Genomic DNA, 21,492 nt, shown 5'->3' on the forward strand with positions numbered 1-21,492 from the left:
ACACTCAAGGATGGATTCACATGTCTTCTCCGTCAGTTCACACCAGCCACTGACTCTCTTTGGGAAGAAGGAACATGTTACTATTTCCTGTCATCGCGTTTAATTATGGTTTGTGTTACATAAGATTAGCGGATTCAGAATTATAATGCAAGTGTTTTTTTAGCTGCTTCTACCATTTTTACAAAATGGTCAGTTAACCGATGGTCGTCCGTCAATTCCGGATGGAAGGAACAGGCTAAATAGTGGTCTTCCTGAGCGGCTACAATATGACCGTCATAGCGGGCCAACACTTTCGTATTTCCCCCAACTCCTTCAATGTAAGGAGCACGGATGAATACGGCATTGAATCCTTCTGCCACACCCTCGATATCGAGATTTGCTTCAAAACTTTCACGCTGCCGTCCGAAAGCATTACGACGGACTTTGATATCCATGACCCCTAGATGAACGTCATAAGAACCATCGATTTCTGAAGCGAGTAGGATGAGCCCTGCGCACGTCCCGAAAATCGGGTTGCCGCTTTTCCCGAACTCACGGATCGGCTCCAGGAACTCGTACTTATCGATCAGTCTGCGGATGGTCGTACTTTCGCCACCAGGGATAATCAAGCCATCGATCTCTTTCAGCTGCTCTGTTCTTTTGACAACAAGACTTTTGGCACCTGTTGCTTCGACAGAACGAACATGCTCACGGAACGCACCTTGCAGGCCTAATACACCGATTGTAGTCATGCTGCATTCTCCTTTGCTTACTGGCTGCGATCTTGCATACGCTGTTCAGGAGTAAGGGTAGACATTTCCATACCCTTCATGGCTGTTCCAAGACCCTTAGACAATTCACCAATCAACTTGTAATCGTCATAATGAGTCGTTGCTTCAACAATTGCACGTGCAAACTTTTCAGGATTGTTGGATTTGAAGATACCGGAACCAACAAATACTCCGTCTGCTCCCAGCTGCATCATCAAGGATGCATCTGCAGGAGTTGCAATACCACCGGCAGCGAAGTTAACGACAGGAAGACGTCCTTCTTCACGGATCTCCATCAAAAGATCGAATGGAGCGCCGTTATCTTTTGCATAGACCATGACTTCATCTTCAGATAGTCCACGCAAATGACGGATTTGAGACTGAACCTGACGCATATGGCTGACAGCTTCCACAATGTTTCCTGTTCCTGGTTCACCCTTCGTACGAAGCATGGATGCACCTTCACGAATACGGCGTGTCGCTTCACCTAAGTTACGGCAGCCGCATACGAATGGCACTGTGTAGTCATCTTTTTTAATGTGATAGATTTCATCAGCAGGAGTAAGAACTTCACTCTCATCGATATAGTCAACGCCCATGGCTTCAAGGACGCGTGCTTCTGTAATATGCCCAATACGTGCTTTTGCCATAACTGGAATTGAAACGGCATTCATCACTTCTTCAACGATCGTAGGATCAGCCATACGAGCGACTCCACCTGCTGCGCGAATGTCTGCTGGAACTCGTTCAAGAGCCATTACGGCTACTGCACCTGCTTCTTCAGCGATCTTTGCTTGTTCTGCGTTCACGACGTCCATGATGACGCCACCTTTTTGCATTTCTGCCATGCCGCGTTTTACGCGATCCGTACCTGTTTGTGCCATGTTGATTCCTCCCTAACAGCTCTATAGTTTAAGCATTTTATTTTGAATCATAGATTCTTATTCTCTATTGTAACGCATTACTATATTAAATCCCACTGGTTATATAGGGATTTTTTCACCTAAAACCAGCCTTTGACCATGTCGACTGCGCCTGTAAAGATATCACCAAAGAATTCACCGATCGCTCCGAGGGTCAGCATGAACCAGTTGGCTTTTTCCACACTGGATGAAGCGATGATATCAACGGTTTGTCCACCTTCAGAGAGAATATTTCCGTAGTCCTCTTCCCCGTTGTAAACGAGTTTCGCTGTCCCGACTTTCTGCCCTTTTTCAACAGGGGCGACAAGGTGGCCTTCGTCATCCAACTGGTCCTCAGAGATGTTGAATTGAATCTCGTATTGATCTTCTTCTCCGTTTTTAACAAGTGTGCTCAAAGCCGAACTCGTTTCGATCGCTACTCCATCTTCTTTTCCTTTTGCGACAGGAAGCGTCGACTCTTCTTCAGGAGTAGCTCCTGCTGCGAAAATTTCCTGACGGGAGAATTGATTGAATCCGTAGTCCAGAAGTTGTCTTGTTTGATTGAAACGAGAAGCTCGGGACTCAGATTTCATAACAACGGAAATAAAACGCTGCCCGTCCCGTTCTGCTGTTCCCGTAAACGTGTTTTGGGCAAGTTCTGTGTAACCCGTTTTCAAACCGTCCATCCCTTCATACTCGAACTGCTTCAAGTTCTGTCCAGGCATACCCGGAAGCATCCAGTTCCAGTTCGTCACGGTTTGTCCAGCAAAATCTAGTGTCGGTTTGCTTGAGATCTCAAGCGCTTCCGGATAATCATTCGTTAAGTGATAAGCAAGCAGCGCGGCAGACTTCGCTGAAAGCATGTTCGTCGCTTCAGGGTCTGTCCCTTCAGGATAATTGTCTCCCAAGTGGGAGTTATTCAGTCCTGTTGCATTCACAAAATCATACTCAGGCAGCCCCATTTCAGCTGCTTTCTCGTTCATCATCTGAACGAATTCGCCTTCACTGCCAGCAATCAATTCAGTAAGAGCAATGGTTGTCGCATTATCCGAGTTGATCGCCATTGCCTCATATAGTTCACGTACAGTGTATTGTTCGTCCAGTTTCAGGCCAACCCCTGAAAACTCAGGATTCGCCGATATATCAAAAGCGTATTGACTAATTTGTGTTGTCGTATCCCAGCTGATCTGACCTTCCTCAATCGCCTCCATGACAAGATATTCAGTCATCATCTTCGTCATACTTGCAGGAGGTAATGTCAAATCTGCCTCTTTTTCAAATAAAATCTTCCCTGTTTCCGCGTCCACGAGTATTGCCGATTCTGCGCCAACATCTACGCTTGCGTATGTATGTCCAGGATTCATAGACACAGCAAAGAACCCCATAAGCAATGCCACCATCAAGGCCATAGATGTTTTTAATCTTTGTGTCACTTTCTCAACCTCCACCCTTAAAATATGCATCTTTGTTATTTTATCACATGCGCATACAAAAGAATAGACAGGGAAAAGTCCCTGTCTATCACTTTTTATACGGGTCAAACGGAGTAGTTTGGCGCTTCTTTTGTAATTTGGACATCATGTGGATGGCTCTCTCTTAAACCGGCCCCTGTAATTCTTGTGAACTGTGCATCTGTACGCAAAGCACTGACGGTCGGTGTTCCGCAATATCCCATTCCCGATCGGATACCCCCGAGTAGCTGATGAATGGAATCTGCCAATGGCCCTTTATACGGCATACGGCCTTCGATCCCTTCCGGTACAAGTTTCTTCGCTTCTTGATCATTTTGGAAGTAACGATCTTTGGACCCAGACTCCATGGCACCGACAGATCCCATCCCCCGGTACACTTTGAACCGGCGTCCTTGGAAGATTTCCGTTTCGCCAGGGCTTTCAGATACACCGGCAAGCAAGCTTCCGAGCATAACGGCATGTCCACCTGCGGCAAGGGCCTTCACGATATCCCCTGAGTATTTGATTCCTCCGTCGGCAATGACCGGCTTATTGTGTTTTTCCGCTTCTTTCGCACAGTCATAGACGGCAGTGATCTGAGGAACGCCGACACCCGCAACGACACGGGTCGTACAGATGGAACCTGGTCCGATTCCGACTTTGACAACATCTGCTCCTGCTTCGATCAATTCACGTGTCGCTTCTGCTGTCGCTACGTTCCCAGCGATGATATTCACCTCTGGATGACGGTCCCGGATGCGCTTCACTTGATTAATCACACCTTGAGAGTGGCCATGGGCGGTATCTACGACAAGAGCATCGACGCCCGCTTCCACTAATTTATCAATACGCGTCATCGCATCGGCCGTGACACCGACAGCGGCAGCACAGAGAAGACGTCCTTGTTCATCTTTCGCGGATAAAGGAAACTCGATCACTTTCTCGATATCTTTGATTGTGATCAATCCTTTGAGAATCCCATTGTTGTCGACCATCGGAAGCTTTTCAATCTTATATTGCTGCAAGATTTTCTCTGCTTCATCCAGTGTCGTTCCTACAGGGGCTGTGACAAGGTTCTCACGCGTCATGACGTCACTGATTTGTATCGAATAATCTTCAATGAATCGGAGGTCACGGTTGGTGATGATTCCGACAAGTTTCTGTTCTTCCACACTATTGACGATCGGCACACCGGAAATACGGAATTTCCCCATTAAATGTTCAGCATCAAATACTTGGTGTTCCGGAGTCAAAAAGAACGGGTTTGTAATGACGCCGCTTTCGGAGCGTTTCACTCGGTCGACGTGTTCCGCTTGCTCTTCAATCGACATATTCTTATGAATCACGCCAAGTCCTCCCTGACGTGCCATACCGATTGCCATTTCCGCTTCCGTTACGGTATCCATTCCGGCACTGATGATCGGCATATTCAGACGTAATGTCGGAGACAATTCTGTTGCCAACGAAACATCACGCGGCAAAACATCGGACTTAGCAGGCAAAAGTAGTACATCGTCAAACGTTAAACCTTCTTTTGTAAACTTGTCTTCACGCATGCTTGACCTCTCCTTTTCTTCTTAAAATAGTTTGGGTGAAAGTGGGTAAAATAAGTGGTACATTCTCGTAACACCAATTTCTTATTGTTATTTACAATACGACAATGGTCGGGCTTTTTCAACCATAAAAAAATGGGGGAGAATTCCTTTTATGTTAGAAAGGAGGAGGTTTCTTTGCACTCGACGGATCCGATTCTCACTTACCTTCAAGTGACCGCACATACAAGACCTTTTTTGTTTTCTTGTTATGAAAAAATCAACCATTCCAGAGCCGAGCATCATGCGTACAATAATGCAGAACGGTTCATTCACGGACTCAGCCTTGGTCAAGATTATTGGTCGACCGCTTTACATACACCTCTGAGTGTAAAGCCTCTTCTTTTTTATTATGGCATGAATCACTTTATCAAAAGCTGCCTATTGACGGTTGACCCTGGTTATCCCGCCACCGCAAAGGTTCTTGCCCATGGACTATCGACGCGTAAGAGAAAAAAACAGCATTACCGTTTTTTAGAAGATGATATCCGGATTCAACCGCATGGATTATTTCCGCACGCAGCTGAGCATTTGTTTCAATTTTCTTCGGAAAAAACAAAGATATCCATGGATGAATTGCTTCGTCCCTTACCTGGTATGGAAGAGATTTTCCAACTTAAGAACCCAAGTCCTATCCCTATGGAAGAAGAATGGCCTGAACTGTTGGCCTACTTTGCTGTCCTTTATAACTTGAGTATGCTCGTTCGTTATGAAGGGGAGTGGTGGGGAGAAATGGAGCAGATGAAAGATCGGGAGGATTATGTATTCATCGTCCATTTTTTACATTCAGCTGCGGACCGCATTCCGAAAATTTTCGCTTCCTGGCTGAAAGACCAGTTTGCATCCATTTCATGACGCAAACGGGTCTCTTTTTTTATTCATAGACTTCTACAATATGAAGGTTCAACTGCTCTTTCAACGGGAGGATCTGTCCGTCTTCAACGATTCGCACCAGCGGCCTTGTTGGGTTTGCCTTTTCTACAAAAATCACTTCTGCTTCACGGTGATCAGATAAACGAATGTTGGTACCCGTAAAGTAACTGGTCATTTCTTTAACTAAAGCGCTGATCACTTTATGATCATAGCGGCCGAACTGCTCCTGAAGAATTTCTTCGAGCACTTTATAAGGCGACTGTTTCCTCCGGTACATCCTCTCAGACGTCATGGCATGGTACATATCACAGACAGCGATAATCTGGCTGAATGGGTGGATTTTATTCTGACTGACTCCCAAAGGGTAGCCTGTCCCATCCAAGCGTTCATGATGCTGTAAAATAGCTACCTTCGCGTGAGTGCTCAAGGAAGAAATTTTTTCTACGTTACGATAACTGTAAGTCGGATGGTTTTTCACCATCTCGTATTCCCTCTCTGTTAAAGGTGACTCTTTCCACGTAATATGTTCACTGATTTTCGCCATTCCACTATCGGCAAGGAGACCGGCTAAACCGACTTGAATCCATTCACCGTAATTGTACCCCATCTTCGAAGCCACATAACTAGATAACAGCCCCATCGCAACACTGTGATGATAAATGTAATCATTACTGGAGGTATAATGATGGAGCGAGAAAACTTCCCGTCCTGCAGATTCGACCGCTCTCTCAAGGAGGGGGACCATTACTCTGCGAATCGCGCTAATATTTAAAGGCGATCCACCTTGCCACGAAACGAACCACTTTTTATACTCCTGAACAGCAGTTAAATAGGATTCAAAAAAAGGAAGGACAGGTTCCTCCGAACGCAGCTCAGGATGTAGGTTTTCTTGGGGTTCCTGCTCGGAAGCAATGAAAAGCGAACCGTCTGACCGACGATTGGAAACTTCAACGATATCAATATTAAATTTATTCAGTACATCAATATGGACGGGTTGAAGGGTCGTATTTTTGGAAACAATCGGTCGATTGGTCCGCCCCATAACGTCTTTCGTCAAGAGACATCCCGGTTCCAATTGTGATGTCGCTACCCTCATGGCAATAAACCGCCTTTCACTAGTTTCTTTTATATAAGGATCGTTTTAAATTCCTAAATTATATATAGTTCTATATTACCATGAACCATTGAAAAAAATAGAAAATATTTCAAAAGTATTGGATAACTCTGAATCTGTTCCTCCTCCATATATAAAAAAAGTCGCCTGCCGGAATAAATCGACAGGCGACGGATCATGGAAGTTTGCTTACTTATGATTCATCGGACTCTTCTTCTGTTGGTTCTTCTGATGTTTCTGGACTTTCTTCAGAAGCCTCACCTTGTGACTCCGCTTCTTTCTCCAATGCTTCTTCCACCAATTCTTCCTCTTCTTTTTCTGACTCGACACGAGCGACGGTCGCGACTTCTTCCCCATCTCCAAGACGAATCAAGCGTACGCCCTGTGTGTTCCGTCCGGTTTCAGATATGCTTTCCATCGGCATACGGATCAAGACGCCACTCGCGGTGATGATCATAATATCCTCTTCGCCATTGACGGCTTTCGTAGCGACGACCTGACCATTTTTATCTGTCAGATTACACGTAATGATTCCTTTACCACCACGGTTGGTAATCCGATACTCGTCAGCTGGCGTGCGCTTTCCATAGCCTTTGCTCGTAACGGTGAGCACTTGCAGGGAATCATCAAGGATTTCCATGGATACGACTTTGTCGTCTTCACGGAGGGAGATCCCTTTGACACCTGCGGCTGTACGGCCCATGGCACGGATTTGATCTTCGTTGAAACGAATTAAGTATCCGTTCTGCGTGCCAATCATGATGTCTTTCGTGCCATCTGTCAGTCGGACAGAAATCAGCTCATCATCTTCACGCAGGCCAAGGGCGATTAGCCCGCCTTTTCGGATATTCGCGAATTGGGAGAGCGTCGTCCGCTTCGTGATTCCGTTCTTCGTTGTAAAGACGAGGTACCAGTCATCAACAAAGTCTTCAACGGATATGACAGCATTGATCCACTCATCACGTTCCACGTTCAACATGTTGATGATCGGAATCCCTTTAGCCGTTCGACTGAATTCAGGTACTTCATAACCTTTGGCTTTATATACTTTCCCTTTGTTTGAGAAGAAAAGCAGGGTATTGTGTGTCGACGTGGACAATAAGTGTTCGACAAAGTCCTCTTCATGTGTACCCATGCCCTGGACGCCTCGTCCGCCTCTTCGCTGTGAACGGTACGTGGATGCAGGGAGACGTTTGACATAGCCCTGGTGAGTGACCGTGACGATGACCGTCTCTTCGGGGATCAAGTCCTCGTCCTCGATGAAGTCTGTCCCGCCAAGAACGATTTCTGTACGGCGCTCATCGTTGTAGCGCTCCTTCACATCAAGCAGTTCTTCACGAATGATTTCAAGAACCTTCTCATCGTCAGCAAGGATCGCTTTCAATTCTTGAATCAATTTCATGACTTCCTGGTATTCATCCTCAATCTTTTCACGCTCTAGTCCTGTCAGACGCTGTAGACGCATATCAAGAATCGCTTGGGCCTGCTTTTCAGAAAGGCCGAAACGGTCCATCAAACCGGTACGTGCGATTTCAGTGGTTTGCGATTCACGAATCAGTGAAATGACTTCATCCAGGTGGTCAAGGGCAATACGGAGACCAGCGAGGATGTGTGCACGCGCTTCTGCTTTTCTTAGTTCGTATTCCGTACGGCGGCGAATGACGACTTTCTGGTGTTCCAGATAGTGCTCAAGACACTGTTTCAAGTTGAGCACTTTCGGGTGCCCGTTGACGAGTGCGAGCATATTGATGCCGAACGTTGATTGCAAGGCCGTCATTTTGTAAAGGTTGTTGAGAAGAACGTTCGGGTTAACATCCCGACGTAACTCAATGACGACACGCATCCCATTGCGGTCCGACTCATCACGGAGATCTGTGATGCCATCGATCTTCTTATCGCGGGCGAGATCTGCGATTTTTTCGACGAGACGGGCTTTGTTCACCTGATAAGGGAGCTCCGTCACAATTAAACGAGCTTTGCCGTTGGCTTGTTCTTCAATTTCCACATCCGCACGGACCGTGATGGAGCCTTTCCCTGTTTCATAGGCTTTGCGAATGCCACTTAAGCCGAGAATTTTACCAGCCGTCGGGAAATCCGGACCATAAATATGGTTTTCCATCAGTTCCTGGATGGTAATCTCCGGGTCCTTACTAAGAGCGAGCACTGCATCAATAACCTCACCAAGCTGATGCGGAGGGATGTTCGTCGCCATTCCAACCGCAATTCCTGAACCGCCATTGACGAGCAAGTTGGGAAATTTGGCTGGAAGCACTGCAGGCTCCCGTTCTGTTCCATCGTAGTTATCGTTATAGTCGATTGTATCCTTGTTGATGTCGCGCAGAATCTCCATGGAAATTTTCGACATACGTGCTTCCGTATAACGCATGGCAGCTGCGGCATCTCCATCAACCGAACCGAAGTTTCCGTGTCCGTCGACGAGCATATATCGGTAGTTGAAGTCCTGTGCCATACGCACCATTGTGTCATAGACAGCAGAGTCCCCGTGAGGGTGGTACTTACCGATGACTTCCCCTACGATACGTGCAGACTTTTTGTAAGCTTTGTCCGCATGCATACCAAGGTCATGCATCGCATACAATATCCTTCTGTGTACAGGTTTCAGGCCGTCTCTGACATCAGGAAGAGCACGGGCTACGATGACACTCATCGCATAATCCAGGAATGAGGTGCGCATTTCGTGACTGATGTTGACTTCCTGTACGCGCGGACGTTCGGGTTGATCCACCATTCTTTTACCTCCTAGTTACCTAAAAGGGGAAAGGATATGTTCGCCTCCCTTTCCCACTCTTTCATGACATTTGTTTTATATTAAACATCAAGGTTTTGTACATATTGTGCGTTCTCTTGAATGAAGTTACGACGCGGTTCCACTTTATCACCCATCAAAATATCGAAGGTTTCATCCGCCCCCATCGCATCTTCTAAGCTGACCTGAAGCATCGTTCTCGTTTCAGGGTCCATCGTCGTTTCCCAAAGCTGTTCCGGGTTCATCTCTCCAAGACCCTTGTATCGCTGAACACCTGGTTTTGGTGAACTGGACAGCTCAGCAAGCTTCGCATCCAGTTGCTTATCGCTGTACGTGTAGTAAATCGCTTTTCCTTGCTGGATCTTATATAGCGGCGGCTGAGCAATATAGATATAGCCATGTTCAATCAATGGACGCATATAACGATAGAAGAACGTCAATAGTAATGTACGGATGTGTGCACCATCGACGTCAGCATCGGTCATGATGACAATTTTATGATAACGTGCCTTTGAAATATCGAATTCTTCACCGATTCCTGTACCAAGGGCGGTAATGATGGCACGGACTTCGTTGTTAGAAAGGATTTTATCCAAACGTGCTTTTTCAACATTGATGATTTTACCACGCAATGGCAAAATCGCCTGGAAATGACGGTCCCGTCCCTGCTTGGCAGATCCACCGGCAGAGTCACCCTCAACAATATAAAGTTCAGAGATATTGGCATCTTTGGAAGAACAGTCCGCTAGTTTACCTGGGAGGTTGGAAACCTCCAGCGCATTTTTACGGCGCGTCAGTTCACGTGCTTTTTTTGCGGCCATTCGTGCTCTTGAAGCCATCAATCCTTTTTCAACAATCGTTTTCGCCATATTCGGATTTTCAAAAAGGAACTTTGTGAAACTTTCTGAGAACAATGAATCCGTCACGGTACGGGCTTCACTGTTACCAAGTTTCGTTTTCGTCTGACCTTCGAACTGCGGGTCCGGGTGTTTGATCGAGATGATTGCTGTCAAACCTTCTCTGACATCGTCTCCTGTCAAGTTCGGATCCGTTTCTTTGAACATATTGTTTTTACGTGCATAGTCGTTGATCACACGTGTCAAACCGGTCTTGAAACCAGATTCGTGCGTTCCGCCTTCATACGTATGGATGTTGTTGGCATAGGAATATATGTTGCTCGCGAATCCGTCATTGTACTGCATGGCGATTTCGATGGAAATCTCGTCTTGTTCATCCTCAATGAAAAAGGCATCATGCAGGGTTTCGCGTGTGCGGTTCATATGTTCGACGTAGGAAAGGATTCCGCCTTCGAAGTAGTAATTCACAGGCTCTTCATCTGTACGCTTATCTTCGATCGTGATTGTAAGACCCTTGTTAAGGAAAGCAAGCTCCCGCAAACGATTGGCAAGAATTTCGAACTTGTATTCCTCTGTCTCTGAGAAGATTTCCGGGTCTGGTTTGAATTGAATGCGTGTTCCCGTCTGATCAGTCTCTCCGATCACCTTCAAGTCTTCTTCTGGAACACCACGGTGATAAGCCTGGTAATGGATGTTTCCATCACGGTGGACGAACACTTCCAGTTTCGTAGATAAGGCGTTTACGACGGACGCCCCTACACCATGGAGTCCTCCGGATACTTTATATCCGCCCCCGCCGAACTTACCTCCGGCGTGAAGAACGGTCAAAATGACTTCAACAGCAGGACGTCCCGTTTTCTCCTGAATCCCGACAGGAATACCACGGCCGTTATCGGTAACCGTAATGCTGTTGTCTTTTTCAATCGCGACTTGAATATGATCGCAAAAACCGGCCATCGCTTCATCGATACTGTTATCGACGATTTCCCATACGAGGTGGTGAAGGCCTTTTTCGTTGGTGGAACCAATATACATTCCTGGACGTTTCCTTACCGCTTCTAATCCTTCCAGTACCTGTATTTGACTCTCATCATACGCCTGATGCTCTTCGATAATATCTTCCTTCATGGTACTCACCTACATTTCTCAAGTGGTTTATCTCTAAATCCCTTACGTCTCTCATCAATCGGTATATTAAAAATCGGACTCTTCCGAGAAATCTTCCAGTTTGTTCAGTGTCGTCATCATGTTCGCCCGCTTCTTCAACGTATAGACAGACAGGGGGCTGAAATAGATGACATCATTCGTGATGACAATCGCTTTCGCCTGGTAGTCTTCCGTTTCAATGACTTGCTTTTCCTTACGCTGATTATGAATCATTTCTTCGATGATAGAAGAAGATGAAATCAAACTATGATCAATGATCGCCACGACATCCTTCGACTGGATGACGTGATCGTCCCCAATATGAATGAACAATTCGCCACCTCATTTCTCTACGTCTATCGTTCCTTCTTTCACACGGAAAATCTCCGCTTGTTCCAAAGCTTCATGTTCAATTCCATCAATACTTGTTGTAGAAACGAACGTCTGTACTTTTCCTTGAATCGTATGAAGCAAATGCGACTGTCTGAAATCATCCAGTTCACTAAGTACGTCATCAAGAAGCAAAATGGGATATTCGCCTACTTCACTATGAATCAGTTCAATTTCAGCGAGTTTCAAAGACAAAGCTGTCGTCCGCTGCTGCCCCTGTGATCCATAGGTTTGGACGTCTTTTCCGTTCACGTAAAAAACGAGATCATCCCTGTGTGGTCCTGCCAACGTCGTCCCGCGTTCCACTTCTTTTGATTCAATTTCTGCAAACTTTTCAGAGAATGTATCTTTTATTGTTTCCAAATTCATATCCTCTGATACTCGTACACTCGCATCATAAGCAATTTCCAGCTTCTCCAACTGCCGACTGATTCCTTCATGGATCGGTGTGGCCCATGACCTTAGAAGCTGCAGGAATTTAAACCGGCGTTCCACAATCGTCGTTGCATGTTCAATCAGCTGTTCTGTCAAAACACCGAGCATCGTCCGGTCCGCCCCCGGCTTCCGCTGCAAATCTTTCAACAGGTGGTTTCGTTGTCTGAGAATCTTTTGGTATTGACCTAAATGATAGATATATGTGGGTTGTATTTGGCCGATTTCCATGTCAATAAACCGACGACGCACCTGAGGACTCCCCTTCACAAGATTGAGATCCTCAGGTGCAAACATCACCACGTTCAAAGCGCCGATGTAATCGCTCAGACGCTTTTGCTCAATATGATTTAATTTCGCTTTTTTCCCCTTTTTTGAAACAATGATCTCCAAAGGAAAGCGACGGTTCCGTTTAAAGATACTCCCTTTTATTTTACCATACTCTTCATCCCACTGTATCAGTTCTTTGTCTCTTGGCGTACGATGGGACCTTGTAAAAGCGAGTACATAGATCGCTTCCATCAAATTGGTTTTTCCCTGGGCATTTTCACCAATGATGACATTGATCTTATGGTCGAACGTCAATGAGAGCTCATCATAGTTCCTGAACGAACGTAATGATAACTCATGGATATACATAAAAGACGCCTGACCTAAGCTTCTTTGACGACAGTATAGCTGCCGAATTCTTCCACTTCTACTGTATCGCCCACATACAGTTTCCGGCCACGACGATTGTCAGGTTCTCCGTTTACGAAAACTTCAAATTCCGACAAGAAAATTTTCACCATTCCACCAGATTCGACAATATTGGCTAATTTTAAAAATTTCCCTAATGGAATATATTCTGTACTGATACCGATCTCTTCGTTCATATCATTTCACCCTATTTCATGAATTCACCTATCTTTCATTTTACTAAAGATAGATGTGTAAGGAAAGTGTCAGACAATGAAACAGGTCTGTATGCCTCTTTCATCTTTTGTTTGCTGGCATTTCACCCTATTCACTGAGACATTCCTCCACCATTCGGTCATTTTCGATTGCTCTTTTCCACACATAAAACTTAGGTGCCTAACTATTAGGTGCTGTGAAAACGAACAGTTATTAACAAAGTCAACGCAACTTGACCTTCACCCAAATCTGACCAATAAGAAAAGGTGCTCTATGCAAAACATAAAGCACCTTTTTACCTTTACCTTTTTCTAAGATTTAATAAGTTCGGACTGGAAGAATCAATTGTAAAATTTGATCATCATCGACAGGGCGGATCAAGAATGGACGCATCGCTCCTGTAAATTCGACTTTCACTTGGTCATAATCGACTGCTTTCAGTGCGTCCATCATGTATTTGGCACTGAAGGAAATCTTCAGATCTTCTCCGTCGACATCCGTCGCCATTACTTCTTCGACAACATTTCCTACTTCCGGGGAGTTCCCTGTGATTTCAAGATGATTGTTTTCTTTTGTTATTAAACGAACAACGTTGTTGCGGTTCTCTTTCGCAAGAAGAGATGCCCGATCCACTGATTGCAGCAATTCCTTCGCATCAATTTTGACGATGGTTTTGCTTTGTTCGGGAATCAGACGGGAAGTTTCCGGATAGTTTCCATCAAGCAAACGGGAAAGGAAGTACAGATGTTTTGTACGGAATAGAACCTGATTTTCTGTCACACTCACTTCAATCGTTTCTTCGGAATCATCAAGAATTTTGTTTAATTCCGTCAAACTTTTACCTGGAATGACAACAGCAGGTAAAGATTTTCCTTCGGGTTGTTCCAAAGGTATTTTTCGAGAAGCTAACCTGTGACTGTCGGTAGCAATGAATTCCAGGCTTCCGTCTTCAAGCTTCACATGAACCCCCGTCAGAATCGGCCTTGTTTCAGAAGTTGATACGGCAAACACGGTCTGACGGATCAAATTTTTTAAAAGATCAATCGGAAGTTCAAAGCTTTCTTCTGTATGCAGCTGCGGAAGTTGTGGGTATTCCTCTGGATCCTGGCCATTCAAATGGAATTCTGCATTTCCAGATCGTATCGTTACATTACGAGTATGGTCACTCTCTATTTCTACTGTATTCTGGGGAAGTTTACGAACAATATCAGGGAAATATTTAGCTTGGAGAACGATACTTCCTGGTTCGATATTTTCTACATAAACAATGCCGTCTTCTTCACTAGGTATGAAAGATTCAATTGAGATATCTGAATCACTGCCTGTTAATTTGATTCCATCTTCACTCGCTTCGAGTTTCATTCCCGTTAGAATTGGAATCGTTGTTCTGGAAGAGATGGCCTTCATGACGTTCTGAACACTATTGATCAATTGATCTCTCTGGATAACGAATTTCATTTTGAATACACTCCTCCTACTTGAGCATATATTAATTATTTTTATTATAAAATGCAGTAATAGTACTAGTATGGGCTGTGGAAATGTGGATAACAAGGTAAAACGTTTATTCTGCAAGGTTATCCACATGTGGATAGGGTGTTGACGAACGTGCAACCTCTATTCACATTATCCACTAGTGAGATTTTAACTGTTCTCTGATTTCATCCAACTCTTTTTGCAGCTGTTGATCATCGGCCACCATTTTTGAAATTTTTTCGTGGGCATGAATGACTGTTGTATGATCGCGTCCTCCAAACTCTTCTCCGATCTTCGGCAATGAGAAATCTGTCAGTTCCCTTGATAGATACATGGCAATCTGTCTTGGGAAGGCGACGGATTTCGTCCGTTTCTTCGCTGGGAAATCTTCCAGTCTCACATTATATTTTTCACCGACCATTTCCTGAATGGCTTCAATTGTAATGACCTTCGGTTTCGAGCTAGGAATGATATCTTTCAAAGCTTCTGCCGCAAGTGATGCATTGATATCACTATTAATTAACGAAGAATAAGCAACGACACGGATCAGCGCACCTTCAAGTTCGCGGATGTTTGTATCGATTTGATTGGCGATATAAAGCATCACTTCGTTCGGGATATCCAGCCCTTCTGCTTTTGCCTTTTTACGAAGGATGGCGATTCTCGTTTCTAAATCAGGTGGAGTGATGTCTGTGATTAGTCCCCATTCAAATCGTGAACGCAGGCGATCTTCCAGTGTAGGAATTTCTTTTGGCGGACGGTCACTGGAAATGACAATCTGCTTGCTTTCTTCATGGAGTGTATTGAACGTATGGAAGAACTCTTCCTGTGTTTGTTCTTTTCCTGCAAGGAACTGTATATCATCTATTAAAAGCACGTCGACACTTCGATATTTATTCCGGAAGTTGACGGCCTTGTTGTCTCTGATGGAATTAATGAATTCGTTCGTGAACTTTTCAGATGATAGATAAACCACTTTGGCATTCGGATTATGATCCAGTACATAGTGTCCGATCGCATGCATCAAGTGCGTTTTACCAAGACCTACGCCACCATAGATAAACAATGGGTTATAAGCTTTTGCTGGTGCTTCTGCGACAGCCAGGGACGCAGCATGAGCGAAACGGTTGCCTGAACCGATGACAAACGTGTCGAATGTATATTTGGAATTGAGCATGCTTTGTGGTGATTCTTCGTTCCCGTTATTTTTTACATTCGGTACTTTTTTAGAGGATAGTTTTACATCTTCTAGTGAGTCGTCCTTCGATTCCGGAATAATGAACTTTGTATCAAGTTCCGCCCCCGTCACTTCATATAAAGTTTCCGTAATCAATCTCTCATATTGATTTTCAAGCCAATCTCTGGCGAATTCATTCGGAGCAACGATCGTCAGCGTATTTTCATTCAAAGAATCTGCTTTGGTTGCTTTCAGCCATGTTTCGAAGCTCGGTTTGCTGATTTTTTCTTTAATCTGCTCGAGCGTATTGTTCCATAATTCATTGATGTTCTCCAAATTGTTTCACCCCTCTCTGTTTCAGTGGAAAACAAAAAAGCCTTTCGTTCTCTTTTTCGAACGTAGCAAAAGGATCGAAAGGCATTCGTATAAGGTTTGTATAATAAATAGCGTTAAAAAACCTCTGATCGGATGTGGATGTCCGAAAGTTGATTTTACTAGAGTTCTAGAAAGTTATTTTCAATATCCACATTGTTGTGCATAACTACATAAACAGTCGTGTTAATAACTGTCCACACGTTATCCACAATCTGTGGAAAAGATTTTAGGTCTTCAGAAGTCATTCACGGTTAAACACAAATATAATACCAGATAAAATCGGCAGTTGCAATGGTCCAGACTAACTTATCCACAATTTCAACGCCTTGTAGACAAAACTCATCCACAACACTATATTTTGTGATTTTCTTGTCGATATTTGTTGTGGACAGTAGAAATGGCAGGTTTAAATTATACACAGATCCTGTGAATGTTCGCTAGGGGGAGATTTTGTTCGCTTATTTTAGACAGCAATATCCATTTGTTATAGTACAGGCCTGTTATATAACGGCGGTGCCCTTTAATGGCGCAGTCTGTAAATTAAATGTTGACAAAAAGCAAGGGGATTTATTATACTAATCGGGACTGCCTTTTAGATGTATTATTGGAATTTTCCTCAGGAGGTGTATATATAATGAGTAAACGCACGTTTCAACCAAATAATCGTAAGCGCAAAAAAGTACACGGCTTCCGTGCACGCATGAGCACGAAGAACGGTCGTCATGTTCTTGCACGCCGTCGTCGTAAAGGAAGAAAAGTTCTATCAGCATAGGCCACTGAAAACAATCAGTGGTCTTTTTTTCAGTATAATGGTCAAAAGAGGGGACGGATCTTCGTCCCTCTTTTGTTTTTTAGAGAAAAGATGCGCATAGAATTCTTTGTTCATTTTTTTATAGATTTTGATCGCCTGAAAAGGTGAGAGAAGGATAAAAAGAGATGTTTTCCTACATAATGGTAAAAGATCTCTTACTGGGAGTAGTGGAAGGCACAACGGTCTGCCCAAGCCACCTTGTTTGTGATTTTGGAGGGTGTTCGATGAAAAAAGCTTATCGTATTAAAAAAAATGAAGACTTTCAAAAGGTTTTTCGTCGCGGGCAGTCGTTCGCCAATCGCCAGTTGGTCCTTTATTATATGAAAAAGGAAGAGCAATCCCATTTTCGCATCGGTTTATCGGTCAGTAAGAAAATCGGTCATGCGGTCATGCGGAACCAGATCAAGCGGTATCTAAGGCAAGCCTTCCATGAACTGGAGGAAGAGATCCAACCGAATTATGACCTTGTCATCATTGCCCGGAAACCGACGAACCAAATGGAATTTCATGAGATAAAGAAAAGCCTGACCCATGTGTTATCACGGTCAAAGCTATTAAATAAAAAAATTCGCACGTAATCATATAGAATTATGGTATCAACTAATGCTAAACTTATGATTGTCGTATAGTCATCGGTTTGTATTAAAAAAAGATAGAAGAGCGATTTCAGTAAGGAGGAAGGAACGTTGCGGAATAAATTACTCATCCTGGTCGCGATGACAGGTGTGCTTACGTTCCTATCCGGGTGTATGGAAGTCAACAAAGAGATCACCTCGGATAGTACAGGATTTTGGAATGAATATATTGTATATCCATTATCACAAACATTGTTGTTTTTCGCTGATGCTACGAATGGAAGTTACGGGTTGGCGATTATCATCGTTACCATCATCATTCGTCTCCTGCTTTTGCCATTGAACGTCAAACAATTGAAAAGTTCAAAAGCGATGCAGGATATCCAGCCGGAATTGAAAGAACTGAGAGAAAAGTATTCTTCCAAAGATGCTCAGACACAACAAAAACTTCAACAAGAAACGATGCAGCTTTTCCAGAAAAACGGTGTCAATCCACTCGCGGGTTGTTTACCAATCATCGTTCAAATGCCGATTTTGATCGGTTTTTATCATGCAATTATGAGAACAGAAGCTGTTCAAACCCATAACTTCTTATGGCTGGAGCTTGGACAAGCCGATCCGTTCTTGGCGATTCTGACAGCAGCAACAACTTTCTTGCAGCAAAAATTAATGATGGCAGGAGGAGCGGCTGCACAGAACCCGCAAATGCAAATGATGCTATATATCATGCCGTTGATGATCGGTACATTCGCATTCTTCTTCCCATCTGCCCTTGCGTTGTACTGGATTGTCGGTAACGTTGTCATGATTCTTCAAACCATTTTCATTCGTAAACCAATGATGAAAGATGAGACAGGAGGAGCAAACTAGTGAAGCAATGGACTGCTACGGGAACCACAGTTGATGAGGCGATCCAAACAGCACTAGAGCAATTACGCACATCAAGAGATCAAGTCGATGTTGAGATCATTGATGAAGGTAAAAAAGGATTTCTCGGTTTTGGTACGAAACCAGCGATAGCAAAAGTGTCTATTAAGAAAAATCCAGTGCAGGACGTCGAAACATTCATCTATGAAGTAGCAGAACAAATGGGCGCTCCTGTCCAGGTGAAAACAGAGCTCCGTCAGCGCGACATTTATATGGAGCTCGAAGGTGAAAAGATTGCGATGTTGATCGGCAAGCGCGGCCAAACGTTGAATTCGCTTCAATATTTGGCTCAGCTCGTCGTGAACCGCGAGTCCGATGTCTTCTATACCGTCATGTTGGACGCAGAAGGATATCGTGGCCGGAGAAAAGAAACCTTGGAAAATCTCGCACATCGATTAGCGGAAAAAGCGGTACGGACCAATCAGGAAGTAAAGCTTGAGCCGATGCCGTCGTATGAAAGAAAAATCATTCACAGTGCGCTGCAAAACCATAAAAAAGTCGAGACGGATTCTGACGGGAACGATCCCCGCAGACACGTCGTCATTCGACCTCAATAATGTATTACCCATGCTTCTGTTCATCTCTCATTGAACAGAAGCATTTTTTATTGAACCCTAAATCAACAAACGCTCCCTATTGTTAAGTAATCAGTTTCGAAACTTTTGTTGAGTGGATGGGGGCTGCGGGGAATGACTCGCTTTCCGCGGGAGCGCGGTGAGCCTCCTCGGACTGCGTCCTGTGGGGTCTCACCATGCACTTTTTTCCTCTTCGTTATCCGGTTCCGGCGCCGAGCGGCTAGTGAGATTTCCCTCGCTTCTGTACGATAAGTCAACATCGAATCGCTACGCTCTTCGTGTTTCCTTTATCTCCGCCAGCTCAGTCCAATCCATACGCCGCTGAACGAGGCGCCTGCACACTTAAGGTAGGAGTCTCGCCATTCCCCTCCGCCCCTCTGTCATATAAGTATCTCGAAACCACTTCGGAATAAGCTGCTTTTTTCACATGATAATTGGATGGGAATCAACTCCTAAGGACGCTATTATGTATACGAAAAGCTTGTTATAGAGCGCTTTATGCCTATAACAACTCAATAGTGGAAAGCCCCCTCCCACAGTGAAGGGTTCGTTTCTCTCCTACATCGAATGGGGTGGTTGGGAAGCTGCGAGACTCCCGTGGGAGAAGGAGATAGGCGAGATCCCGCAGGACGTAGTCCGAGGAAGCTCGGCGCTCCCCCACAGGAAAGCGAGTGGCTTCCCAGCCATCCCTCACGCTCAACATGGCAACGAACCCCGAGGCATCTCAAAACTGAGTCCTCAACAATACTGCCAGATGTTTCAATAAATAGCTGGTGGTCGTATTGTTCCCTGGAATGGTGGGGAAAATGATAGGAAGAGTTATGCACATGTGGATAACTAAAAGGTACGGAATTAGGGAATATACGTGTTGATATCTTTTCAAAACACGTGGCGGTGTGGTAAGGTAGTATGTTAGTGACAACAAAAATATTCCTGTTGTGGATAAATATAAATCAAACATTTTTTCAGGAGGTGAGTGCGTGTGGAAACAGATACGATAACCGCAATTTCGACCCCTATGGGAGAAGGAGCCATTGCTATTGTCCGTTTGAGTGGACCAGAAGCGGTGGGCATTGCTGCGAATCTTTTTAAAGGGAAGGATTTGAACCAGGTCGACTCCCACACCATGCATTACGGAAAGATTATTGACCCTGAATCGGGCGAAATGGCGGAAGAAGTGATGGTATCTGTCATGCGTGCCCCGAAAACTTTTACAAGAGAAGATATTGTCGAAATCAACTGCCACGGCGGCCTCGTTTCGGTCAACCGTTTATTGGAGATTGTGCTGGCGAGCGGTGCCAGATTGGCGGAACCCGGAGAATTTACGAAACGTGCCTTCCTGAATGGGCGCATCGACCTTTCTCAAGCGGAAGCGGTCATGGATTTGATTCGTGCGAAAACAGACCGGGCGATGGATGTCGCGTTGAGACAAATGGACGGCAGGCTATCGAAGCTGATTCAGGAGCTAAGACAAAAGCTTCTCGAAACGCTTGCTCATGTCGAAGTGAACATCGACTATCCGGAATATGATGACGTCGAAGAGATGTCCCATGAAATGATGGAAGAGAAGACGAAAGAAGTGCACGAAGAAGTCACCCGTATTCTTGAAACCGCGAAACAAGGGAAGATTTTAAGGGAGGGACTGGGTACGGCGATTATCGGTCGTCCGAACGTCGGAAAATCATCCTTGATGAATGCCCTTGTCCATGAAAATAAAGCGATTGTGACAGAGGTGCCAGGTACGACTCGTGATGTGATTGAAGAATACGTCAATGTCCGTGGCGTTCCGCTTCGTCTTGTTGATACGGCAGGAATCAGGGAAACAGAAGATATCGTAGAAAAGATTGGTGTCGAACGTTCCAGGCAAGTACTGAAAGAAGCTGACCTGATTCTATTTGTGTTAAACTATGGGGATGAGCTGAGCGAAGAGGATCAAAAACTTTTCGAGGCGATCCGTGATATGAATATCATCGTCATCGTTAACAAAATGGACTTGGAACAACGTTTAGACCTTGATCAAGTGAAGGAGTTGGCTGGAGATCATCCTGTGATTACAACATCCTTGATCCGTGAAGAGGGAATCGACCAGTTGGAACAAGCGATTGGCGATACATTCTTTGAAGGTGATCTTGATGCTGGTGATATGACGTATGTTTCGAATGTCCGTCATGTTCAGTTATTAAAACAAGCGAAACAAGCCCTTGAAGATGCCCAAAACGGTATGGAGATGGGAGTTCCGCTTGATGTCGTCCAGATCGATGTTACAAGAACGTGGGAGATTCTCGGAGAGATCGTCGGGGATACGGTTCACGAAAGCTTGATCGATCAGTTATTCTCGCAATTTTGCTTAGGAAAATAAACGTTCTGTCCGAACGATATTCATTATGATAAAAAAGGAGAGTCATCCGA

General features: G+C 44.6%; 18 protein-coding genes and 1 other annotated feature (1 of these 19 only partly in view). Of the genes, 6 read left to right on the plus strand and 12 right to left on the minus strand.

From position 1 onward, the window contains the following. Positions 1-103 (minus strand) — a binding site (T-box leader); it reaches 119 nt to the left of the window's first position. Positions 104-140: 37 nt separating this feature from the next. From pdxT to guaB, 4 genes are all read right to left on the minus strand, one after another. Continuing rightward, positions 141-731 (minus strand): pyridoxal 5'-phosphate synthase glutaminase subunit PdxT, encoded by a 591-nt coding sequence (pdxT, locus tag GLV98_RS14310; RefSeq protein ID WP_160916401.1) that lies wholly within the window; start codon positions 729-731, stop codon positions 141-143. A 17-nt stretch (positions 732-748) separates the two neighbouring features. Continuing rightward, a complete protein-coding gene (pdxS, locus tag GLV98_RS14315; RefSeq protein ID WP_160910474.1) occupies positions 749-1,633 on the minus strand; it encodes a pyridoxal 5'-phosphate synthase lyase subunit PdxS in 885 nt (294 codons plus the stop codon). Between the two features lie 119 nt (positions 1,634-1,752). Next, the gene (locus GLV98_RS14320; protein WP_394219045.1) at positions 1,753-3,084 is read right to left on the minus strand and encodes a serine hydrolase; all 1,332 of its coding nucleotides are present in this window, start codon (positions 3,082-3,084) and stop codon (positions 1,753-1,755) included. Positions 3,085-3,188: 104 nt separating this feature from the next. After that, positions 3,189-4,658, minus strand: coding sequence for an IMP dehydrogenase (gene guaB, locus GLV98_RS14325; RefSeq protein WP_160916403.1), 1,470 nt, complete (start codon positions 4,656-4,658; stop codon positions 3,189-3,191). Between the two features lie 174 nt (positions 4,659-4,832). Between guaB and GLV98_RS14330 the strand changes: the two genes are divergently transcribed. Then, positions 4,833-5,549: a YaaC family protein gene (locus GLV98_RS14330; RefSeq protein ID WP_160916405.1), complete on the plus strand. Its 717-nt coding sequence runs from the start codon at positions 4,833-4,835 to the stop codon at positions 5,547-5,549. A gap of 19 nt (positions 5,550-5,568) precedes the next feature. On the opposite strand, the gene GLV98_RS14335 is transcribed toward GLV98_RS14330, so the two are convergent. The 8 genes from GLV98_RS14335 to dnaA form a co-directional block, all read right to left on the minus strand. Continuing rightward, positions 5,569-6,663, minus strand: a complete 1,095-nt coding sequence (locus GLV98_RS14335; RefSeq protein WP_160916407.1) for an HD-GYP domain-containing protein — start codon at positions 6,661-6,663, stop codon at positions 5,569-5,571. Positions 6,664-6,874: 211 nt separating this feature from the next. Beyond that, entirely contained in the window at positions 6,875-9,430 is a 2,556-nt protein-coding gene (gene gyrA / locus GLV98_RS14340; RefSeq protein ID WP_160916426.1) for a DNA gyrase subunit A, read from the minus strand. Between the two features lie 80 nt (positions 9,431-9,510). Further along, entirely contained in the window at positions 9,511-11,433 is a 1,923-nt protein-coding gene (gene gyrB, locus GLV98_RS14345; RefSeq protein WP_160916428.1) for a DNA topoisomerase (ATP-hydrolyzing) subunit B, read from the minus strand. A gap of 66 nt (positions 11,434-11,499) precedes the next feature. Next, the gene (remB, locus tag GLV98_RS14350; protein WP_160916430.1) at positions 11,500-11,784 is read right to left on the minus strand and encodes an extracellular matrix regulator RemB; all 285 of its coding nucleotides are present in this window, start codon (positions 11,782-11,784) and stop codon (positions 11,500-11,502) included. Positions 11,785-11,793: 9 nt separating this feature from the next. After that, the gene (recF, locus tag GLV98_RS14355) at positions 11,794-12,912 is read right to left on the minus strand and encodes a DNA replication/repair protein RecF (RefSeq protein ID WP_160916432.1); all 1,119 of its coding nucleotides are present in this window, start codon (positions 12,910-12,912) and stop codon (positions 11,794-11,796) included. Between the two features lie 14 nt (positions 12,913-12,926). Then, the gene (gene yaaA, locus GLV98_RS14360; RefSeq protein WP_160916435.1) at positions 12,927-13,148 is read right to left on the minus strand and encodes a S4 domain-containing protein YaaA; all 222 of its coding nucleotides are present in this window, start codon (positions 13,146-13,148) and stop codon (positions 12,927-12,929) included. A 337-nt stretch (positions 13,149-13,485) separates the two neighbouring features. Then, the gene (gene dnaN, locus GLV98_RS14365; RefSeq protein WP_160916437.1) at positions 13,486-14,625 is read right to left on the minus strand and encodes a DNA polymerase III subunit beta; all 1,140 of its coding nucleotides are present in this window, start codon (positions 14,623-14,625) and stop codon (positions 13,486-13,488) included. Between the two features lie 175 nt (positions 14,626-14,800). Next, on the minus strand, positions 14,801-16,156 hold the full coding sequence (gene dnaA / locus GLV98_RS14370; RefSeq protein WP_160916439.1) for a chromosomal replication initiator protein DnaA: 1,356 nt from the start codon (positions 16,154-16,156) through the stop codon (positions 14,801-14,803). Between the two features lie 673 nt (positions 16,157-16,829). Here dnaA and rpmH point away from each other — a divergent pair. The 5 genes from rpmH (at position 16,830) to mnmE (ending at position 21,442) form a co-directional block, all read left to right on the plus strand. After that, the gene (gene rpmH, locus GLV98_RS14375) at positions 16,830-16,967 is read left to right on the plus strand and encodes a 50S ribosomal protein L34 (RefSeq protein WP_089650739.1); all 138 of its coding nucleotides are present in this window, start codon (positions 16,830-16,832) and stop codon (positions 16,965-16,967) included. Positions 16,968-17,230: 263 nt separating this feature from the next. Further along, entirely contained in the window at positions 17,231-17,584 is a 354-nt protein-coding gene (rnpA, locus tag GLV98_RS14380; RefSeq protein ID WP_160916441.1) for a ribonuclease P protein component, read from the plus strand. Positions 17,585-17,692: 108 nt separating this feature from the next. After that, positions 17,693-18,451 carry a YidC family membrane integrase SpoIIIJ gene (gene spoIIIJ, locus GLV98_RS14385; protein ID WP_160916443.1) on the plus strand — a complete coding sequence of 253 codons (759 nt, stop codon included), beginning with the start codon at positions 17,693-17,695 and terminating at the stop codon, positions 18,449-18,451. Then, positions 18,451-19,065 carry an RNA-binding cell elongation regulator Jag/EloR gene (jag, locus tag GLV98_RS14390; RefSeq protein ID WP_160916445.1) on the plus strand — a complete coding sequence of 205 codons (615 nt, stop codon included), beginning with the start codon at positions 18,451-18,453 and terminating at the stop codon, positions 19,063-19,065. Before spoIIIJ ends, jag begins: the two co-directional genes overlap by 1 nt. A gap of 1,000 nt (positions 19,066-20,065) precedes the next feature. After that, positions 20,066-21,442, plus strand: coding sequence for a tRNA uridine-5-carboxymethylaminomethyl(34) synthesis GTPase MnmE (gene mnmE / locus GLV98_RS14395; protein WP_160916447.1), 1,377 nt, complete (start codon positions 20,066-20,068; stop codon positions 21,440-21,442). Positions 21,443-21,492 lie beyond the last annotated feature (50 nt).

This window comes from Halobacillus litoralis (assembly GCF_009856415.1).
Taxonomy (GTDB): domain Bacteria; phylum Bacillota; class Bacilli; order Bacillales; family Halobacillaceae; genus Halobacillus; species Halobacillus litoralis_C.

Bases quoted from the DNA above. Each gene is read 5' to 3' on its own strand.
- pdxT (WP_160916401.1), bottom strand. From the start codon at position 731: ATGACTACAATCGGTGTATTAGGCCTGCAAGGTGCGTTCCGTGAGCAT.
- pdxS (WP_160910474.1), bottom strand. From the start codon at position 1,633: ATGGCACAAACAGGTACGGATCGCGTAAAACGCGGCATGGCAGAAATG.
- guaB (WP_160916403.1), bottom strand. From the start codon at position 4,658: ATGCGTGAAGACAAGTTTACAAAAGAAGGTTTAACGTTTGACGATGTA.
- GLV98_RS14335 (WP_160916407.1), bottom strand. From the start codon at position 6,663: ATGAGGGTAGCGACATCACAATTGGAACCGGGATGTCTCTTGACGAAA.
- gyrA (WP_160916426.1), bottom strand. From the start codon at position 9,430: ATGGTGGATCAACCCGAACGTCCGCGCGTACAGGAAGTCAACATCAGT.
- gyrB (WP_160916428.1), bottom strand. From the start codon at position 11,433: ATGAAGGAAGATATTATCGAAGAGCATCAGGCGTATGATGAGAGTCAA.
- recF (WP_160916432.1), bottom strand. From the start codon at position 12,912: ATGTATATCCATGAGTTATCATTACGTTCGTTCAGGAACTATGATGAG.
- yaaA (WP_160916435.1), bottom strand. From the start codon at position 13,148: ATGAACGAAGAGATCGGTATCAGTACAGAATATATTCCATTAGGGAAA.
- dnaN (WP_160916437.1), bottom strand. From the start codon at position 14,625: ATGAAATTCGTTATCCAGAGAGATCAATTGATCAATAGTGTTCAGAAC.
- rpmH (WP_089650739.1), top strand. From the start codon at position 16,830: ATGAGTAAACGCACGTTTCAACCAAATAATCGTAAGCGCAAAAAAGTA.
- rnpA (WP_160916441.1), top strand. From the start codon at position 17,231: ATGAAAAAAGCTTATCGTATTAAAAAAAATGAAGACTTTCAAAAGGTT.